This is a genomic window from Nonomuraea sp. B12E4 (assembly GCF_039871825.1).
In the GTDB taxonomy this organism is placed as follows: domain Bacteria; phylum Actinomycetota; class Actinomycetes; order Streptosporangiales; family Streptosporangiaceae; genus Nonomuraea.
This window is the reverse complement of record NZ_JBDPME010000002.1, coordinates 123,270-141,745: the sequence shown is the minus strand read 5'-3', so window position 1 is coordinate 141,745 and position 18,476 is coordinate 123,270. Positions and strand designations below refer to the sequence as shown.

The window sequence follows — 18,476 nt, the reverse complement described above, 5'->3', positions numbered from 1 at the left end:
CGGTGCGTCGGCAGAAGTCTGTTATGTTAGGCGCCGACGCGGGGTGCCCGGCGATCCGGGCTGAGATCACACCCGTTGAACCTGATCTAGTTAGAACTAGCGAAGGGACGTCATCGGTGACCGATGTTCCCATGACCTTCTGCGACGACGTGTGGAAGCGCACCTCCGATCTGGTGCGGGCCATCCACGACCACCCCTTCAACGCCGCCCTCGGTGACGGCACCCTGGACCGCGACCGGTTCGCCTTCTACATCGTCCAGGACGGCCGCTACCTGGCGGCCTTCTCCAAGGCCCTGGCCACGGCGTCCACCCGCGCGACCGACCCCGCCGACGCGGCCTTCTACGCCCAGAGCGCGCACACCGCCCTGGCCGCCGAACGCATGCTGCACGCCGGCTACATCCAGGAGTTCGGCCTGACCGCCGACGAGCTGGCGGGGATCGCCACCTCACCGACCTGCCTGGCCTACGCCTCGTTCCTGCAGGCCACGGCGCTCACCGCGCCCTATCCGGTGCTGGCGGCCGCGGTGCTGCCGTGCTTCTGGATCTACCAGGACGTCGGTACGACACTGGTGGGCAGGTCCGGGCCCGACCACCCGTACCACAAGTGGATCTCCACCTACGCCGACCCCGACTTCGTGACCTCGGTCGAGCAGGCCAAGTCCATCGCCGACCGGCTGGCCGCCGCGACCGACGCGGCGACCCGCGCGGCCATGGAGGAGGCTTACTGCCGGGCGGCGGCGTACGAGTGGATGTTCTGGGACAGCGCCTGGCACCGCGAGCCCTGGCCGACCGAGCGCTGGCTCTCCCCCAGCACTTGATCCTGGTACGAATCTCGTCACCTGAAGCAGACGGTTCGACGGCGAGACGGGTTCGCCTTGGTCATGCAAGGGCGTCGAAACCGCGTGCCGCGCACCCTCACAGGCGAGAAGGCCCCACATCGGCGTGGAGGGCGGCGACAGCAATGCTAGGCGGCGTGAGCCTCGAACCAGACCGATCCGAGGTCGTGCCCCGAAGTCAGACGGACATCGGCGTCCAGCACCGCGGCCAAGCGACGCAGCAGTGCCACGGTCGGCGCGGTCCCGCCCTCCTCGATGCACTCGATCTCGTCCACGGTCATTCCCGCCCGACCAGCGACTTCGGCCACGCTCAGGCCGAGAACGACGCGCCGATCATACAGAGCCTTACCCAGGGCCAGCGCCTCGCGGATCGCGATGCGTTCGGGGTCTTCCTCCTGTACGGGTGGGCGCTCCCAGCGGGTGTGGTAGCCAGCCATCACACGTGCCTCTCATAGGTCTCGGTCACCAGGCCCCAATGATCACGCTCGCAAATCTTTTGAGCTCGAACCGCTCGATCGATCTGCCTTTGATCATGCTGTCGGGTCTTGCGGAAAACCGTGAGCAACACGATCGTCTTGTTCGTAGTACACCAGTACGTTACCCGAGCAGCAACATCACGAAGCCGGACCCGCAACTCCCACACCGGTCCGTCCAAGTGGTCCGACCAGGGTCCGCCAAGTTCGGTTCCCTTTTCCGCCAGCAGGCCCGCGACTTCATCGACTCGTTTGAAGTCGCTGGCCCCGAGGCTGTCAAGCCACTCCCGGACTTCGAGTCCAAGTTCGAAGCCATAAAGCCCTCGCATAACCGATCCCTTCCAAGTGGCGACTCAGAGTAATGGGCGAGGGTGCAGTAAGAATCAGGTTCGGTGGAATGCGCTGGTTTGTCGGCAAGCCTGAGCAATCACGATGCCCGCTCGGCGCGAGGAACCGGCGTATGGCCCAGGGCGCGCCCCCGGAGGCGATCGGCCACGCCCGCTCGAGGCCCGCTGAACTGCGGCGCGGAAATGACCGATGCCTGCGCAGCCGGCGGAAGCACCGCTCCCTTCCCGGTGTCGCGTACGGTGCCTGTCGAACACCAGGCCCCGTCCGGCTGTGCGCGCACCGGGTCAGAAGCCCGGGAGCGATTGATTGCCCGCCCATGCGCGATAGGTGTAGTCCGCCAGCTTGCGGACCCGGCCGGTGGTGATGTCGATGGCGTAGGTGGTGTCTTCCAAGGTCGGCACCTCCTCCGCCTTACCGGGCGTCCCGTGTGCGTAAGTGGCGATCACTTCTGTGGGGCTCAACCAGTGGCCGACATGCATGGGCATGAAGTTCTTCGGCGCCCCGCGAAACTCGATCTTGCCCGAGACGTCTCCCGTCGTTATGTCGATGGTGTGCAGGGGTGAAGTGTGCGTTGATCGTCGGACGGTTACCGGCCGTGCCGGAGCCGACGTAGGCCACCGTGTGCCCGTCCGGGGAGAGTTGACTGGCAGCGAGCATGCTCGTACCGGTGGTGAGGGGCTTGACCTCGCCGTCGGCCAGCAAGCCGAGCCGGCCGTCCCGCGTGACGATGGCCGGGGTGCCGCCTTCGGGCACCTGCTGGACGACCCAGCCCTGAGGAACCTCCGTCGCCTGCCCGGTCTCCATGTCAACGACCGCGTCCGGCCAGCCTGCGCCGGATATGCCGAGAAAGCGGCCGTCCGGCGAGATTCGCAGCACCCCGCCCTCCTTGACCAGGGTCGCACGGGTGACGGCCTGCGGCGAGAGCAAGATCTGGCCGCTGGCCAGGTCCCGGACCGCGAACCGCTGGTCCTTGTCGCTGTAGTAGGCGATCCGCCGCCCGCCGGGGGTGATCACCAGCGGAGCACCGGTGTTCATGTAGTTCTCGCGGCTCTGCTCGCTGTAGACGCTCAGCGCCTCGGGCACTCTGAAGCTCTGTCCCGTACGGGTCACCAACCGCCACTGGGCACATGTCCGGTCGCCGATGGCGGCGTTCGACGGCGAGAAGAGTTCGCCTCGGTCACGCCTCGATCGTCAACATCGCCCGCAGGTCACGCGCAACCGGGCGGGTCTGGTTCTCGATCGGCACCGCACGCAACACCATCCGCGCCGTCTCCATGACGTGGGTGCTGCGATATCGGACCGGCAACGCGTCCACCACGTCGGCGGCCCGCCGCACGCCCTCGTCCACTCCGCCGAGCCGCACGGTGCACATCGCCCGATGCAGGTTCACGTTGACGGGGTAAAGGTAGTCGCCCGCGAGGCGAAGTACCTGCTCATAAGCCTGGTCGGCGAGGTCCTCCCGACCGGCGGCGGCGTGCACCCAGCTCGCCGCGAAATAGATCTGGTCGGTTTTCCAGAACCCGAGCCGATCCCCCTCAGCGACCTCAGTCAGGGCGAGCAGCGCATAAAGGCTCTCAGTGGCTTCGTCATGGCGACCGATCATGGACAACGCCTTGGCCTCAGCGGTCAGGAGTTTCAGAACCGGCCGCTGCCCGGCCAGCCGTCGAGCGTCCTCGATCAGGCGCAGCACGCTCTCTGGCGATCGCTGCCCGTAGAGACCGTGCGCCGCCTCCTCGGCGCGGACGAGTAGCCGCAGGTCGAGATCCCGTGAGGCGTCAGCGGACCGGCGGGCAGTGCGCCACCATCGGATGGCCGCCCCGTGATCACCCTCGCGGGTCAGCGCATTGGCCTGCACGGACGAGAGCATCGCGGCCACCCGGTGCAGCTCCGGCAACTCCCGAGCAGCAGCCGTCGACATCTGCTCCGCCAAGGCATGCGCGTCGATGACCAGATCCGTTACGACCTGGGCGGGCGGACGCGTCCTGAGCGCATGAAGGTGATCGGCGGCCGTGATGTGCCACTCCTCGACACTGCGACGCATCTCCGTCGCCAGGTCGAGCACCTGCCGGACCGATTCCCCGTACCCGAGGACTCCGGCGCTCGCGGCCAACCGCAGCAACCGTCGGCGATTCGTGGCGTCCTCCCCGTCATCGTTCTGGGCAGTCATCCTCAGAGTACGTACTGGGCCCGTCTCGGCAACGGTCGGACAAAAGTCGGCCATTCCAGCATTTGTGTGGGACTCAAATGCCGCGACGAGCTCGCCGTTCGCGTACAGCACCTCATCCAACCTCAGTGCCACGGACCGGGAAGGCATTCTCCGCCCATTCTCCAAGTCATGGACGTGGCCTTTGCTGATGTTGGCCAGTCGGCCGACAGCGCTCAGCGACCGCTTTCCCCGTAGGCGGCAGAGGATCTGGCCGAACGTCTCGCCGTCCATGAACGCCCACCCGCCTTGCCGTCGTACGCCGCGAACGTCAGCCGACGTCAGCGGATGCCGCGTCTCTGGATATGACGCTGCGCGCTGGCCAGGCTACTCCTGGGCACCCGAAAAAGCGCGCCCGAAACGACCGCAACCGCCACGCGATCACAAACAACCCTCCCAGTGAGATTCCGCTACCACGGAGAAGCCGCCATGCACGAACGCGCATTTCCCGACCTGTCCAGTTGGATGGACGACGTCCTGCCTCGTGGGGAAATCCTTTATTGGTGGAAAGCATGCGAAAGCGACGATCGAGGCGCGGGCGGCGTGACCTTTTCCGGCAATCTGGCTGCCGTCCGGCTCGTGAACGCGCTCGTCCAACTGTCGCCCGGAGCTGACGGTTCCGTTGTACGGGTGGCGCCGGACAGGACCGCTCGGGCGCCCAGTTATCTGCATGGGATGGTGCTGCTCAGAGTTCGCCGGGACGAGACGACCGGCGCGATCCTCTACCGAAGAGGACCTGCTGACATACCTGACGAGCAGTGATCGCAGCGCTGTCGGCGTTCGCTTCGAACCAGGCCGGCCGAACTCCCCGTGGGTTTGCCGACCGGCCTCTTTACCTGTGGCCCCCGGGTTCAGCGCTTGCTGCGGGCGTCGAAGCGGGGGGAGAAGCTGCTTTTGAGGTTGAAGCGCCCGTAAAAACCGGCATCGGTCTGCAGGGCACGCTGATGCGAGGGATGTCATCCCAACTGCAGTCGTAACCGTGACGGTGATGCCGGTGATCGTGACAAATGCCGGGCCTGTGCGGGCGACCGCTGCCGGCGACCCACTCTTGCATTCATGGTCGCGGGTGAGGGCGGCCCAGTCTTGCACTCATGGTCGCGGGTGAGAGTCGGCGTCTCCCAGGGGTCGGGCGGGAGCCGGATCCGGCCGACGACCGGGTGGGCGCTTTGGGGAGGGTGCCCGAGCGGCTGGTGGGGGCCGCTCGGGCGGGGCCGGCTGGTAGGTCAGCGGGTGTCTGAGTCGGTTTCTGCCAGGGCGGCTCGGCCTGCTTCGAGGCGGGCTATGGGGATGCGGAACGGGGAGCAGGAGACGTAGTCCAGGCCCACCTCGTGGCAGAAGTGGATGGAGTCGGGATCGCCGCCGTGTTCGCCGCAGATGCCCAGGTGGAGGTCCGGTCTCGCGGATCGGCCCTCCTGCACGGCGATCTCGACCAGGCGGCCCACGCCCTCCCTGTCGAGGGTCTCGAAGGGGCTGACGCCGAAGATGCCCAGGTCCAGGTAGCGGGAGAAGAAGGAGGCCTCCACGTCGTCCCGGGAGAAGCCCCAGGCCATCTGGGTCAGGTCGTTGGTGCCGAACGAGAAAAACTCGGCGGCCTCGGCTATCTGGGCCGCCGTGAGGGCAGCTCTGGGGACCTCGATCATGGTGCCGACGAGGGCTTCCACCCCCGTCTCCGCGAGAATCTTGACGGCCTCCTCGCGTACCGACTCCAGCTCCTGTACGGCGGCCACCAGCGGAATCATGATCTCCGGGTGGGCGCCGGGGACCTCCTTGGCCGCCTGGGCGATCGCCCGCACCTGCATGGCGAACAGGCCCGGGATGACCAGGCCCAGCCGTACGCCGCGCAGCCCGAGCATCGGGTTCTGCTCGTGCAGGCGCTTGACGGCGGCCAGGAGCCGGCGGTCCTTGTCCGTGGCGGTGTCCGTGGCGGCCTTGATGGACAGCTCGACGATGTCGGGCAGGAACTCGTGCAGGGGCGGGTCGATGAGGCGAATGGTGACGGGATCGCTGTCCATAGCCTCAAAAATCCCGATGAAGTCGGACTTCTGGAGGGGCTCCAGCGCGTCCAGGGCCGCCTGGCGGGCCTCGTCCGTCGTGGCCAGGACCAGGTCCTCCACCAGTTGGCGGCGCTCGCCCAGGAACATGTGCTCCGTACGGCACAGGCCGATGCCCTGCCCGCCGAAGCGCCGGGCCCGGGCCGCGTCCTCTGGGGTGTCGGCGTTCGCGCGTACGCCCAGCCGCCTGACCTGGTCCGCGTGCCTCATGATCCGGTCCACCGAGCCGACCAGGTCGTCGTGCGAGCCCTCCAGCGCGCCCTCGAAGTATTCGACGACCGCCGAGTCCACCACCGGCACCTCCCCGAGGTAGACCTCCCCGGACGTGCCGTCGATGGAGATGACGTCGCCCTCCGAGACGACCACCCCGCCGGGCGCGGTGAACCTGCCCTGGCGGGTGTCGACCTCCAGCTCCTCCGCCCCGCACACGCACGTCTTGCCCATTCCGCGGGCCACCACCGCCGCGTGCGAGGTCTTGCCGCCACGGCTGGTCAGGATGCCCCTGGCGGCGATCATGCCGGCGAGGTCGTCGGGGTTGGTCTCGCGGCGGACGAGGATGACGTCCTCGCCCCGCTCGGTCAGCTCCACCGCGCGCGCCGAGGAGAACACGGCCTTGCCGACCGCCGCGCCTGGGGAGGCGTTCATGCCCTTGGCGATCTTGTCCTTGGTCGCGCCGCCGTCGAATCGGGGGAACATGAGCTGCGCGAGCTGGTCGCCGGTGACCCTGGTGACGGCCTCGTCGAGGGTGATCAGGCCCTGGTCCACGAGCTGGGTGGCGATGCGGAACGCGGCCGCCGCCGTACGCTTGCCGACCCGCGTCTGCAGCATCCACAGCTTCCCGCGCTCGATCGTGAACTCGATGTCGCACAGGTCCTTGTAGTGGTTCTCCAGGGTCTCCATGATCGTGAGCAGCTCGTCGTACGACTCCTTGTCGAGGCGTTCGAGCTCCTCCAGCGGGATCGTGTTGCGGATCCCGGCCACCACGTCCTCGCCCTGGGCGTTCTGCAGGTAGTCGCCGTAGATGCCCTGCTGGCCGGAGCCGGGGTCGCGGGTGAAGGCGACGCCGGTGCCGGAGTCGTTGCCGACGTTGCCGAAGACCATGGCCACGACGTTGACGGCGGTGCCGAGGTCGGCGGGGATGCGCTCCTGGCGGCGGTAGAGGATGGCGCGCGGGGCGTTCCAGGAGTCGAAGACGGCCATGATCGCCAGCCGCATCTGCTCGCGCGGGTCAGCGGGGAAGTCCTTGCCGGTCTCCTCGCGCACGATGCCCTTGAACGTCTCCACCAGGCGCTGCAGCTCGCCCGCGTCGAGGTCGGTGTCCTGGCGCTCGCCCTTGACCGTGTCCAGCGCCTCCTCGAACCGGTCGCCGTCGATGCCGAGCACGGTCTTGCCGAACATCTGGATGAGCCTGCGGTAGGAGTCCCAGGCGAAGCGCTCGTTGCCGCCCGCCTGCTTGGCCAGGCCGTGCACCGACTCGTCGTTGAGCCCGATGTTGAGCACCGTCTCCATCATGCCCGGCATGGAGAACTTGGCCCCCGAACGCACGCTCACCAGCAGCGGGTCGTCGGCCTGCCCGAGGCGGCGGCCCATCTGGGCCTCCAGCGCCTCAAGGTGCCCGGCTACCTCCTGCTCCAGGCCGTCCGGCTCACTGCCCTCCTTCAGGTAGTGGCGGCACGCCTCGGTGGTGATCGTGAAGCCGGGGGGAACGGGGAGCCCGAGGTTGGTCATTTCGGCGAGGTTCGCACCCTTACCGCCGAGAAGATCTTTTAGATTCCTGTTGCCCTCGGTGAAGTCGTAAACGTACTTGGCCACCACACGCTCCAATCCAACGCCTCTGCCCGGACTCTACCGGCGAAATTGATGATGAAACTGCACTCCCTGCGTAATTGTCCGTTTGTCCTGGTAAACGGCCTACAAGAGGTCTAATCCAATTATAGACCTACGAAGCGGAAAATTGGATTAGACCAATTGGTTTACACCAATTCTTGAGAAACGCGGCAGGTGGGTGCAGAATCGGGATCACACCCCCAGCGGGAGGCGCCCATGGCCACTCCTACCAAGCCCAGACGGCGTGCCAAGGCTGTCGCGGGATCCGCCAAGATGGCCGCCGATACGGCGACCTATCTCGACGCCACCCTTCCCCTCGCCCAGTGGTTGCGGCCGCAACTGCGCAAGCTGTTCCCCAGCCACTGGTCGTTCCTGCTGGGCGAGCTGGCGCTCTACGCGTTCGTGCTGCTGGTGCTCACGGGGACGTTCCTGACGCTGTTCTACAAGCCCAACCCGGACGTGGCCTTCTCCTCCGTGACGGAGATCAGCCTGGAGGTACGCGGGGGGCTGCTGATGCGGCAGTTGCACCATTGGTCGGCGACGGTGTTCGTGCTGGCGATCGTGGCCCACATGTGCCGGGTCTTCTTCACCGGGGCTTTCCGGAAACCGCGCGAGCTGACGTGGATGCTCGGCGTGGTGCTGTTCGCGCTGGCGCTGTTCGAGTCGTTCCTGGGGGTTTCGCTGCCCTCCGACCAGCTCGCCATGACCGGGCTACGGCAGGCGCAGGGAGTGCTGCTGTCGATCCCGCTGGTCGGGACATACCTGTCGGCGTTCGTGTTCGACGGGGGATTCCCGGGGCAGGTGATCCCGCGCCTCTTCGTCATGCACGTGCTGCTGGTGCCGGGCATCCTGCTGGCGGTGGTGCCGCTGCACGCGCTGATCCTCACCTGGCGGCAGAAGCACACTGAGCGACGTGCCGCAGCTGCCGGCGGACGGCACAACACAGCGGCTGGGCAGCGGCAGGTGACCGGCGGGCCGTTCTTCCCCTACTTCGCGATCAAGAACGGTGCCACGGCGCTGTTCACGATCGGAGCCATCGCCGCGCTGGCCACGTTCGTCCGGGTCAACCCGGTGTGGGAGCACGGGGCGTACACGCAGGGCGGTCATCCGCCGTCGGCGCAGCCGTTCTGGTACTACGGGGTGCTGGACGGGGCGCAGCGGCTGGTCCCGGCGTGGGAGATCCCGGTCGGCGGCTACGTGCTGCAGCTCGGGTTGTGGATACCGCCGCTGATCCTGCTGGTGTTCTTCGGCGTGCTCTTCCTCTATCCGTTCCTGGAGCGGCGCTTCACCGGGGACGGTGACCACCACCAGCTCCTGGACCGGCCGTCGCAGGCTCCGGTGCGGACGGCGCTGGGCGTGGCGGTGATCACGTTCTTCACGGTGTTGTGGGCGGGCACGTGGGTCTCGCAGAGCCCGCCTGAGATGCACTCGGCCGGCGGGTTCCCGGCGCCGGGGGCGGCTCCGGCGGCGCTGCTGACGGTTCCGGCCGGCACGTACGAGGCGGTCGTCCTGGGGTTGCGGGTGGCCGTGTTCGGGCTGCCGGTGGTGGCCTTCCTCCTCACCCGGGCGATCTGCCGGCGGCGGTCGGCCTCCTGAGGGTCTCCTGAGCGCCTCCTGGCACGGCGGCGTCTCAGGCGAGCGGGTTGCCCTCGGGCGGCGCGCCCGGCGCGCCCTCGCGCGGCGGTAGCCAGAGCACGAACGTCGCCCCTGCCCCGAGCCTGGAGAAGACCGACACCCGGCCCCCGTGCGACTCCACGATCTGGCGCACGATGGCCAGGCCCAGGCCCGTGTGCCGGTCGCGGCGGCTGACCTCGCCACGCCAGAACCGGTCGAACACCCGGTCCTGGTCGGCCTCCCCCAGCCCCGGTCCGTCGTCGCGGACCGCCACCCACAGCCAGCCCGCCGACCGGCCGGCCACGACCTGGATCGTGCCGCCGGGAGGCGACAGGCGCACGGCATTGGAGAGCAGGTTGGCCACGGCGCGGCGCACCGCGTCGGCGTCGCCGGTCATCTCCAGGCCCGGTCCCAGGTCGCGGACGATCGTCACGTGGCGGGCGGCGGCCGGGGTGGCGTACTCCTCGCACGCCTCCCCCGCCACCCGGGCCAGGTCGAGCTCGGTGTCGGCGAACGCGGTGCCCTGGCGCCTGGCGCTGGCCAGCAGGTCCTCCACGAGCCTGGTCATGCGGGTGGTGGCGCGGTCCACGACGGCCACGGCCCTGAGCCGCTCCTCCTCGCTGGCGTCGGGGGCGGCGAGCACGGCGTCCACGTTCGCCCGGATGATCGTCAGCGGGCTACGCAGCTCGTGCGAGGCGTCGTCGATGAGCTGGCGTTGCGCGCTGAAGGCCTGTTCCAGCCGGTCCAGCATGGTGTCGATGGTGTCGGCCAGGTCCTTCAGCTCGTCGCGCGGCCCGGCCAGCCTGATGCGCCGGGTCAGGTCGGTGGCCTGGATGTCCTCCGTCGTACGGGTGATCGACCGGACCGGCCGCAGCACCCGGCCCGCCAGCACCCAGCCGATGCCCAGGCTGGCGACGTAGAGGCCGGCCAGGGTGACCAGCGAGTAGTCGCGCAGCGTGGCCATCGTCCTGACGTTGATGGCGTTCTCGACCTCCTCCACGAAGACCACCTCCTGCTTGCCCACGTACTGGCCGCCGCGGTAGGTCTTGGCGAACTCGGTGGCGTACGGGCGCTGGTCGGTGGTCTTGGAGACCGCGAAATAGATGCCCCCGAGCACCAGCGTGGCCAGCACGAACAGCAGGCCCGAGTAGAGCACGGTGATCCGGAAGCGGATGGTGTGGATCATGTCGGTTCCTTGAGTCGGTAGCCGCGGCTGATCACCGTCTCGATCAGGCCGTCCTCCTGCAGCTTGCGGCGCAGGTTGCCGACCGTGACGCGTACCGTGTTGGTGAAGGGGTCGGCGTGCTCGTCCCAGACGTGCTCCAGCAGTTCCTCGCTGGAGACGACGTGGCCGGGCCTGGTCATGAGATAGTGCAGCACCCCGTACTCCTTGGGGGTCAGCACCAGCGACCTGCCGTCCAGAGACACCTCCAGCCGGGCCGTGTCGATCCGCAGCCCGCCCACCTCCAGCACGGCGGTGCCGCCGCCTGCTTCCCTGCGCAGCAGCGCCCGCACCCGGGCCAGCAGCTCGGGGAACGCGAAGGGCTTGACCAGGTAGTCGTCGGCCCCCTCGTCGAGCCCGCGTACGCGGTCGTCCAGCCGGTCGCGGGCGGTCACCATGATGATCCGCACCCCCTTGCCCGCCGCCCGTACGGCCCGGCAGAGCTGGAAGCCGTCGCCGCCGGGCAGGTTCAGGTCGAGCAGGACCAGGTCGTAGGTGTTGATCTGTAACTTCTCGTGCGCGGCGGGCGCGTCGTAGGCCACGTCGACCGCGTATCCCGCCCGGACCAGGCCGACCCGTAACGCGTCGACCAGGTCCTCCTCGTCCTCAACCACGAGCAGTCGCATGCTCTGGACCCTAGTTTCGGATGATGCGTTCCGCGATGGGCGCGGCTCGGTCGATGGGGATGGCGAATCCGATGCCGATGTTGCCGCCGCCCCGGCTGGCCGCGATGGCCGTGTTCACCCCGACGACCTCGCCCCGGGTGTTGACCAGCGGGCCGCCCGAGTTGCCGGGATTGATGGACGCGTCCGTCTGCACGGCGGTCCGCTGGTGGCCGCCCAGCCGCACCTCCCGGTCGGTGGCGCTGACGATGCCGGCGGTGACCGTGCCCGTCAGGCCGAGGGGCGAGCCGATCGCGAGCACCTGGTCGCCCACGGCCAGGTCCGAGGACCGGCCGAGGGTGGCGGGCGTCAGATCCTCCGGGTAGCCGACCTCCAGCACGGCCAGGTCCTCGCCGTCGTCCTCGCCGATCACCCGGGCGTTCAGCCGGCGGCCGTCGTTGAGCACCACGGTCACCTCCGGCTCGCCGCTGACCACGTGCGCGTTGGTGAGGATGTGGCCCCGGTCGTCCACCGCGAACCCCGACCCGCCCGCCCGGCCGGCCTCGATGGAGACCACGCTGGGCAGCACCCGGGCCGCCGTGGCGCTCATGCCGGTGAGGGAGGCCGACGGGGCGGGGGCCACCCTGGGCAGAGCGGTGACGGGGGCCGGCTCGGACCCTTCAGTGAGCCGGGCCCCCGCCACGCCCGCCGCCGCGCCGGTGACCGCCGCGACGAGCGCGGCGACCACCAGCAGGCGCCCCTTGGGCGGCGCTGTGGGAGTCCTGGGTGCTGGAGGCGGCGTGCCCAGGGGAGGCGTGCCCAGGGGGAACAGGCCCTGGGGGCGGGGGTCGGCCGGCTCCTGGCGGGCGCCCAGCGGCAAGGTCAGGAACTCCGGCCCGTTCGGCCTGCCGAGGCCCCTCACGGCAGCCTCGAGAACCACAACATCGACGTCACCGCCGCGATCAGCGCGAAGACCAGCCCTGCCGCCACGAACCACTGCCATACCTCCTGTACCTCGGTCCGGTAGCCGACCGAGGTCCCGATGTCCTGGTAGACCGCCTGCAACTCGTCGCCGGTGGCCGCCTCGTAGAAGCCACCCCCTGCCTGGTCCGCCAGGTCGCGCAGGGCGGGGCCGTCCACCGGGACCGGCACCTCGCGGCCGGAAAGGGTGATCGTGCCGTCCGCCGTGCCGTACGCGATCGTGGTGACCGGTACGCCCCGGTTCGCGGCCTCGGTGGCGGCCTCGCTCACGGTGCGGCCGGTGGTGTTCGAGCCGTCGGACAGCAGCACGATGTGCGCGGGCGGCGTCTCCTCCGCCGTGTCCAGCGACGCGATGGCCTCCAGCGAGGAGTAGACCGCCTCTCCGATGGCGGTGCCGGAGGCCGTGCTGAGCCGGTCGAGCGCGCTCAGCACCGCCTCCCGGTCCGTGGTGGGCGGCACGGCGACCGAGGCCGCCGAGGAGAACGACACCAGGCCCAGATTGAACCGCTCGGGCAGCCCCCGCACGAACTGCCTGGCCGCCTGCCGGGCCGCCGTGAACCGGTCGGGCGAGACGTCGGTGGCCCCCATGGACGCGGACACGTCGAACGCCACCATGATCGTCGCCCTCTCCCGCGGCACCCGCACCTCGGCCGTGGGTCTGGCGAACCCCACGACGAGCAGCGCGAACATGAGCAGCAGCGCCGCCGCGGGAATGTGCCTGCGCCATCCGGGCCGCCGCGGCGCCACCTTGTCGAGCAGGTCGAGGTTGGTGAAGCGGATGGCGTACGAGCTGCGGCGCGCCTGCATGACCGCGTAGGCGACGGCCAGCAGCGCCACCGGGACGAGCAGCAGCAGCCAGCCGGGCGAGAGCAGGGTCATGCCACGTCACCTCCTCCCCCGGGCGGCCGGTCGTAGGTGGGACTCGCGGCCAGCCGGGCCAGGCGGCGTTGCCGCATGACGTGCCGGACCAGGTCGCGCACCCAGTCCCGGTCGGTGCTCAGCCGCAGGTGGGCCGCCCCGGCCCGGCGCAGGCCCCGCTCGATGGCCGCGCGCTGACCGGCCGCCGCCTCCGCGTACCTGCGGCGCAGCCGCGCGTTGCCCGTGGCGACCTCGCGCCGCCGCCCGGTCTCCGGGTCGACCAGTGTCAGGATCCCCACGTCGGGCAGGGCCAGCTCGCGCGGGTCGAGCACCTCCACGGCCAGCACCTGGTGCCTGGCGGCCAGCCGCCGCAGCGGCTGCTCCCAGGTTCCGGGCTCGTCGAGGAAGTCCGAGAGCACGACGACCAGTCCGCGGCGCCGTACGACCCGGCCCAGTTGCTCGGCGGCCACCCCGAGCAGCGGCTCGGCCACCCCCGGCGGGGTCCTGGGCAGCGCGAAGGCCGCCTGCAGCAGCGCCATCAGGTGCGGCCGGCCCGTCCTGGCGGGCAGCGTCCGCACACCGCCGCCGTGCAGCAGGTGGGTGCCGACCCGGTTGCCGGTGCGCTGGGTGAGGAAGCCGACCGCCGCCAGCGCGGCCACGGCCAGCTCCCGCTTCTCCATCGCCACGGTGCCGAAGTCCATGCTGGCGGTGGCGTCGAGCAGGGCCCAGACCTCCAGCTCCCGGTCGGCGACCAGGTCGCGCACGTGGGGCTCGTTGGTACGGGCGGTGACGCTCCAGTCCATCCGCCGCACGTCGTCCCCCGGCTGGTACGGCCGGGACTCCGCCGGTTCGCTGCCGGGACCTGGAACCAGGCCGAGGTGTTCGCCCTGGAGCAGTCCATCCAGCCTCCTGGTGATCGTCAGCTCAAGCCTGCGCAGCGCGGGCTCGGCCATCAGGTACGGCTTCATGCCACCGCTTCCCGTTCCTGCTGGGGGGCGATGACCGGCAGGGGCACGGCGGCCAGCACCCGGTCCACGAGCTGCCTGGGCTGCACCCCGTCGGCCAGCGCGTCGAACGAGAGCACCAGCCGGTGCGCCATCACGTCGTGGGCCAGGTCCCGTACGTCGTCGGGCAGCACGTAGTCGCGCCCCCGCATGAGCGCCAGCGCCCGCCCGGCGGCCAGCAGGCCGAGCGTGGCCCTGGGGCTGGCGCCGAAGGCCAGCCAGCGCCTCAGGTCCGCCACCCCGTACCGGTCGGGATCGCGGGTGGCGTAGACGAGGCGGACGGCGTACTCGGCGACGGCGTGGTGCACGAACACCTGCTCGGCCCGCCGCTGCAGCGCGACGACCCGGGCGGGGTCGAGGACGGGCTGGGCCACCGGCGGGTCCACGCTCATCCGGTAGACGATCGCCAGCTCCTCCGATTCGCTGGGATAGTCCACGTCGATCTTCATCAGGAAGCGGTCGCGCTGCGCCTCGGGCAGGTGGTAGACGCCTTCGGACTCGATCGGGTTCTGCGTGGCCAGCACCAGGAACGGCGTGGGCACGTCATGGGTGACGCCGCCGATGCTGACCTGCCGCTCGGCCATGATCTCCAGCAACGCCGACTGCACCTTGGCGGGCGCCCGGTTGATCTCGTCGGCGAGCAGCAGGTTGGCCATGACCGGGCCCAGCTCGATGTCGAACGTCTCCATCGACGGCCGGTAGATCCTGGTCCCGACGATGTCGGAGGGCACCAGGTCCGGCGTGAACTGGATGCGGGCGAACGTGCCGCCGACGACCTTGGCCATGGTCTCGGCGGCCAGCGTCTTGGCGATGCCGGGCACCCCTTCGAGCAGGCAGTGACCCTTGGCCAGGACCGCCACGAGCAGCCGCTCGACCATGTGGTCCTGGCCCACGATCACCCGCTTGACCTCGAACAGCGCCCGCTCCAGCAGGGCGGGGTCGGTCATGGCCGCACATCCTTGTCCGGGCAGTCGTCCACGACCACCCGCAGCTCCAGCGCGGTCGGCTCGGGATCGGCGAACGCGGCACTGCCGGTCATGAGCACGGCGCCGGTGGCCAGCAACGCCAGAGCCAGACGTCGTATGGGCATTGGTGTTCCCCTCGTCGTTGAGCCTCGTATCGGCTTGGGGGTATGTCATCAAGCCACCGCGAAAAGCCGCGTAACCCCGCCCTTTACGCGATTTTTCGGTGGATGGAGTTACACCACCGGCATGACGCCTATCCAGCGTCGGCCGCCACCTGGCCTGACGCGGGCCGGGTGCTGCCGCTCGTACGGACCCGGTACGGCCACCCCCGGCGGAGGGTGGCCGTCCGGAGTGGTGAGGTCAGCCGATCAGATACTTCATGATCTTCCTGACCGTCGCGTTCCTCTCGTTGTCGCCGGCCAGTTGCTCCAGCCCGAAGCCCACCAGCACCGTGTCGCTGGTGGTCACGGCCGCCGTCTTGTCGGCCTGCGCGCGGGCGTAGTCACCGGCGCCCGTCGGGCTGCCCGGAGGCGATCCGGGGATCGCCCACGGGCCGAGGCCGGTCTCGAAGCCCTCGGCCTCCAGGGTGCCGGCCGAGGTGGTGATCCTGGTGTCGTCGACGAACGCGCCGACGCCGCCGGTGCTCGGGTCGGTCACGTAGCTGATCGACAGCTCGACCTGCCGGCCCGCGTACGCGGACAGGTCGAAGGCCGCCTGCCGCCACCCGTCCGAGCTCCCGGTGAACCGGTTCCAGGACCCGGTGGTCCCGGTCGGCTGGCACGGGTTGCCCGGCGTCAGGTAGTGCTCCAGGAACGGGTGTTCGTCGAGGTAGAAGCCGACCTCGCACTCCGCCGGCACCCCGGTGTCGGTGCCGCCGTTCAGGTCGGGCAGCGTGGTCCAGTCGTCCTGGCCGGCCGTGTGCGCCTCGACGATGACGTTGTCGTAACCGGGCTCGGTGTCGAAGGAGAGCTGGAACGCCAGCCTCGGCTGCTGCGCCGCCGTCACGGAGCTCAGATCGACGCTCCTGGTCAGCCGCATGTAGGAGTCGTCGGCGTGCGCGCCCGCGATGTACCACTGGCCCTCGACCGGGTCGAACGGGCCGCCCGGGCCGAGCTGGTAGTCGGCGGCGGGGGTGCCGGTGAACAGCGGCAAGTCCGAGCCCATGGGCAGCAGCGCGCCCGCCTCGTCCAGCGGGTTGCCGGCCGCCGCCGGTCCGCCGAACGTGCCGCCCACCCCGGCCAGCCGGCCGGTGCCGGTGAAGCCGGTCGGGTTCTCGCGCGCGATGCGGCCGCCGACGCCCATGTAGTACTGGGTGAAGTCGTCGGCCAGCAGCAGGCACTCGTCGAACAGGCCCTGGATGGTGGTGACCACGCAGTCGCCGTCGGGGTTGCCGTCGATGCCGTAGTAGATGCCGCCGACGATCGTGTCGAGAATGCCGTAGTACGCGGCGGTCTCGCCGGTGTAGAGAAGCTTGCCTCCTTCATTGAGGAAGTCGCGGATGGCGATGGTCAGGTCCTGCTGCGACCGCTTGACGTCCGCGTCGGGCAGGTTGCCGAGCGGGGTCACGGTGACCAGGTCCTGCTGGTCCATGGACAGCCGGTTGTCGCCCAGCTCCCAGACCACGCCCTGGAAGTGCGACAGCACGCCGAGGTGGTGCGGCACGCCCTGGGCGTCCACGTCCCACGTCTCGGAGGCGTAGCCGGCGGTCTGCAGGGCCTGCCGGTACTTGGCGGCGTACTTGGGCGCCGCCACCGAGGGTGGGTAGTCGGGGTTGAAGCCGGTGTAGTCCTCGTTCGCCACCACCAGGACCTTGGCCTTGGAGTCCCTGGCCAGGGTGTAGGTGAAGGGCGCGCTGGAGACGACGCCGGCGCCCTTCTTGACGCCCTGGAACCAGACCTGGACCCGGTCTCCGGGTTTCGCGCCGCTGACGGTGGCGCGGTACTCGGCGAAGTACAGGTCGTTCTCGTCGCCGTAGCGCTCGCCACCCTTCCACTCCGACAGCGACCGCGTCTGCGTCGGGCCGCCGTTGATGCGGAAGCGCATCACCTTGGACTGCAGCGACCGTCGCGCGGTGACGGCCACCGGCTGCGGGTCGCCGTACGACACCCGGAAGGAGTCCGGCGCGAAGTCGGGCACCGTCCGCCCGAGCACGGAGACCGGCTTGTCCGGCGAGTGCACGCTCTTGGCGGCGGCCACCGCCAGCGGGACGTTCATCGCGAACTCGCCCTGGATCAGCTCCTCGTCGTCGGGGAACGTGAACCCCTGGCCACCCGCGCAGTCCTCGAGCGTCCACTCGTCGTTCGGATCCTTCTCGACCGCCGCTTCGCAAGTGGACATCTCGGGCGTGATGGACATGACGCCGCGCCGGTTGGTCATGTGCCCGTCGGTCTCGCCGTTGGTGGTGTAGAGCTCGGCACCGATGTCCGGGTCATAGGTCGGTACGGCGGGCGTCGCGTCGTCGCCCAGCATGGCCTCGAAGATCAGGTCGTCGGGCGACGGGGTGGCCTGCTGCCAGCCGATGCCGTACAGCAGCAGCATGGCGGCGGAGTGGTAGTTCAGCAGGTACGTGAACCGCACCCGCTTGGCGAGGTTGTCGATCGCCACGGTCTCCGGCTCGGACTGCGGCGACCTGCCACGGTAGGTCTGGCTGGAGAACAGGCTCGACGAGCCCTCCTCGTCGTAACCCCACTTGTAGGCGAGGTTGCGGTTGAGGTCGACGCCGTCGTTGCTGGTGAGCTGCCCGTCACCGTCGTTGTCGCGCAGGTTCTTGCGCCACAGCCGGTTGTCGGGGGTGAAGGTGTGGTCGTAGCCGTCGGGGTTGGCCACCGGGACGAACCACAGCTCGGTGGTGTTCACGATCTGGGTCAGCTCGGCGTTGGTCCCGTAGCCGTCGAGATAGTGGTGCAGCAGGCGCCGTACCATCTCGGGCGTGATCCACTCGCGGGCGTGCTGCGCGGCCAGGTAGAGCATGGCGGGGCGCTTGCCGTCGCCCAGCTTACGGGCGTCCTTGGTCACCTTGATCGCGGTGAGCGGCGTGCCGTTGAGGGTGTTGCCCAGCTCGACGACCTTGGCGATGCCGGGTTCGGCGTTCGCCGCGGCGATGATCTCCTCGCGGATGCCTCCGGCGCCCGCGTAACGCTTGAACACCCCGTCGGCCTTCTGCGCCGACCTGGCGGCGGCGACGGTCTGGGCCCGCAGGGCGAGGCCCTGCTGGGTGAGCGAGTCGGCCAGCGCGGAGGCGAGGATCACCTCGATGGTGACCTTGCCGTCGGTGCGCTTGACGATCCGCATCTCCTCGCGGTCCACCCCTGCCGCGACGAGCTGGGCGAGTTGGTCCGCGGTGAGCTCGCCCGTGTAGACGAAAACCCCGTCAGGGCCCGCGGCGGGCTTCGGCACCGCCGAGGCGGGCGGGATCGTGAACGAACTTAGTAACAGGAGTGTGCCGGCGAACATGATTAACGCGCGCTTCATCGCGCCTCCGAAAAATCAGCC

Annotated in this window: 16 protein-coding genes and 1 riboswitch; of the genes, 3 read left to right on the top strand and 13 right to left on the bottom strand. The window is 69.5% G+C overall.

From position 1 onward, the window contains the following. The first annotated feature begins 29 nt into the window (after positions 1 to 29). Positions 30 to 125: riboswitch (TPP riboswitch) on the top strand. Continuing rightward, positions 117 to 818, top strand: a complete 702-nt coding sequence (locus ABGB18_RS06480) for a TenA family protein (RefSeq protein ID WP_347694434.1) — start codon at positions 117 to 119, stop codon at positions 816 to 818. It overlaps the preceding riboswitch by 9 nt. A gap of 146 nt (positions 819 to 964) precedes the next feature. Here the strand turns inward: ABGB18_RS06480 and ABGB18_RS06475 are convergent, their stop codons facing one another. The 4 genes from ABGB18_RS06475 to ABGB18_RS06460 all read right to left on the bottom strand — a co-directional run bounded on the left by ABGB18_RS06475 (position 965) and on the right by ABGB18_RS06460 (position 4,094). Continuing rightward, positions 965 to 1,273 carry a helix-turn-helix transcriptional regulator gene (locus tag ABGB18_RS06475; protein WP_347694433.1) on the bottom strand — a complete coding sequence of 103 codons (309 nt, stop codon included), beginning with the start codon at positions 1,271 to 1,273 and terminating at the stop codon, positions 965 to 967. After that, a complete protein-coding gene (locus ABGB18_RS06470) occupies positions 1,273 to 1,638 on the bottom strand; it encodes a type II toxin-antitoxin system RelE/ParE family toxin (protein WP_347694432.1) in 366 nt (121 codons plus the stop codon). The genes ABGB18_RS06475 and ABGB18_RS06470 overlap by 1 nt, the downstream gene beginning before the upstream one ends. A 430-nt stretch (positions 1,639 to 2,068) precedes the next feature. After that, on the bottom strand, positions 2,069 to 2,740 hold the full coding sequence (locus ABGB18_RS06465) for a hypothetical protein (RefSeq protein WP_347694431.1): 672 nt from the start codon (positions 2,738 to 2,740) through the stop codon (positions 2,069 to 2,071). A gap of 94 nt (positions 2,741 to 2,834) precedes the next feature. Then, entirely contained in the window at positions 2,835 to 4,094 is a 1,260-nt protein-coding gene (locus ABGB18_RS06460) for a helix-turn-helix transcriptional regulator (RefSeq protein WP_347694430.1), read from the bottom strand. 195 nt (positions 4,095 to 4,289) lie between these two features. Between ABGB18_RS06460 and ABGB18_RS06455 the strand changes: the two genes are divergently transcribed. Next, positions 4,290 to 4,622: a hypothetical protein gene (locus ABGB18_RS06455; protein ID WP_347694429.1), complete on the top strand. Its 333-nt coding sequence runs from the start codon at positions 4,290 to 4,292 to the stop codon at positions 4,620 to 4,622. 461 nt (positions 4,623 to 5,083) lie between these two features. Here the strand turns inward: ABGB18_RS06455 and ppdK are convergent, their stop codons facing one another. Beyond that, positions 5,084 to 7,723 carry a pyruvate, phosphate dikinase gene (gene ppdK / locus ABGB18_RS06450; RefSeq protein WP_347694428.1) on the bottom strand — a complete coding sequence of 880 codons (2,640 nt, stop codon included), beginning with the start codon at positions 7,721 to 7,723 and terminating at the stop codon, positions 5,084 to 5,086. Between the two features lie 231 nt (positions 7,724 to 7,954). On the opposite strand from ppdK, the gene ABGB18_RS06445 reads away from it, so the two are divergent. Next, entirely contained in the window at positions 7,955 to 9,334 is a 1,380-nt protein-coding gene (locus ABGB18_RS06445) for a cytochrome b N-terminal domain-containing protein (protein WP_347694427.1), read from the top strand. A gap of 34 nt (positions 9,335 to 9,368) precedes the next feature. On the opposite strand, the gene ABGB18_RS06440 is transcribed toward ABGB18_RS06445, so the two are convergent. From ABGB18_RS06440 to ABGB18_RS06405, 8 genes are all read right to left on the bottom strand, one after another. Then, entirely contained in the window at positions 9,369 to 10,538 is a 1,170-nt protein-coding gene (locus ABGB18_RS06440; RefSeq protein ID WP_347694426.1) for a HAMP domain-containing sensor histidine kinase, read from the bottom strand. After that, positions 10,535 to 11,200 (bottom strand): response regulator transcription factor, encoded by a 666-nt coding sequence (locus ABGB18_RS06435; protein ID WP_347694425.1) that lies wholly within the window; start codon positions 11,198 to 11,200, stop codon positions 10,535 to 10,537. The genes ABGB18_RS06440 and ABGB18_RS06435 overlap by 4 nt, the downstream gene beginning before the upstream one ends. Positions 11,201 to 11,210: 10 nt before the next feature. Further along, positions 11,211 to 12,098 (bottom strand): trypsin-like peptidase domain-containing protein, encoded by an 888-nt coding sequence (locus ABGB18_RS06430; protein WP_347694424.1) that lies wholly within the window; start codon positions 12,096 to 12,098, stop codon positions 11,211 to 11,213. Further along, entirely contained in the window at positions 12,095 to 13,036 is a 942-nt protein-coding gene (locus ABGB18_RS06425; RefSeq protein WP_347694423.1) for a VWA domain-containing protein, read from the bottom strand. Before ABGB18_RS06425 ends, ABGB18_RS06430 begins: the two co-directional genes overlap by 4 nt. After that, complete coding sequence (locus ABGB18_RS06420; protein ID WP_347694422.1) at positions 13,033 to 13,983, bottom strand: DUF58 domain-containing protein; 951 nt, start codon at positions 13,981 to 13,983, stop codon at positions 13,033 to 13,035. Before ABGB18_RS06420 ends, ABGB18_RS06425 begins: the two co-directional genes overlap by 4 nt. Next, positions 13,980 to 14,966: a MoxR family ATPase gene (locus ABGB18_RS06415; RefSeq protein WP_347694421.1), complete on the bottom strand. Its 987-nt coding sequence runs from the start codon at positions 14,964 to 14,966 to the stop codon at positions 13,980 to 13,982. Before ABGB18_RS06415 ends, ABGB18_RS06420 begins: the two co-directional genes overlap by 4 nt. Beyond that, on the bottom strand, positions 14,963 to 15,109 hold the full coding sequence (locus ABGB18_RS06410; RefSeq protein ID WP_347694420.1) for a hypothetical protein: 147 nt from the start codon (positions 15,107 to 15,109) through the stop codon (positions 14,963 to 14,965). The genes ABGB18_RS06415 and ABGB18_RS06410 overlap by 4 nt, the downstream gene beginning before the upstream one ends. Before the next feature lie 235 nt (positions 15,110 to 15,344). After that, on the bottom strand, positions 15,345 to 18,455 hold the full coding sequence (locus ABGB18_RS06405) for a M14 family zinc carboxypeptidase (protein ID WP_347694419.1): 3,111 nt from the start codon (positions 18,453 to 18,455) through the stop codon (positions 15,345 to 15,347). Positions 18,456 to 18,476: the final 21 nt, after the last annotated feature.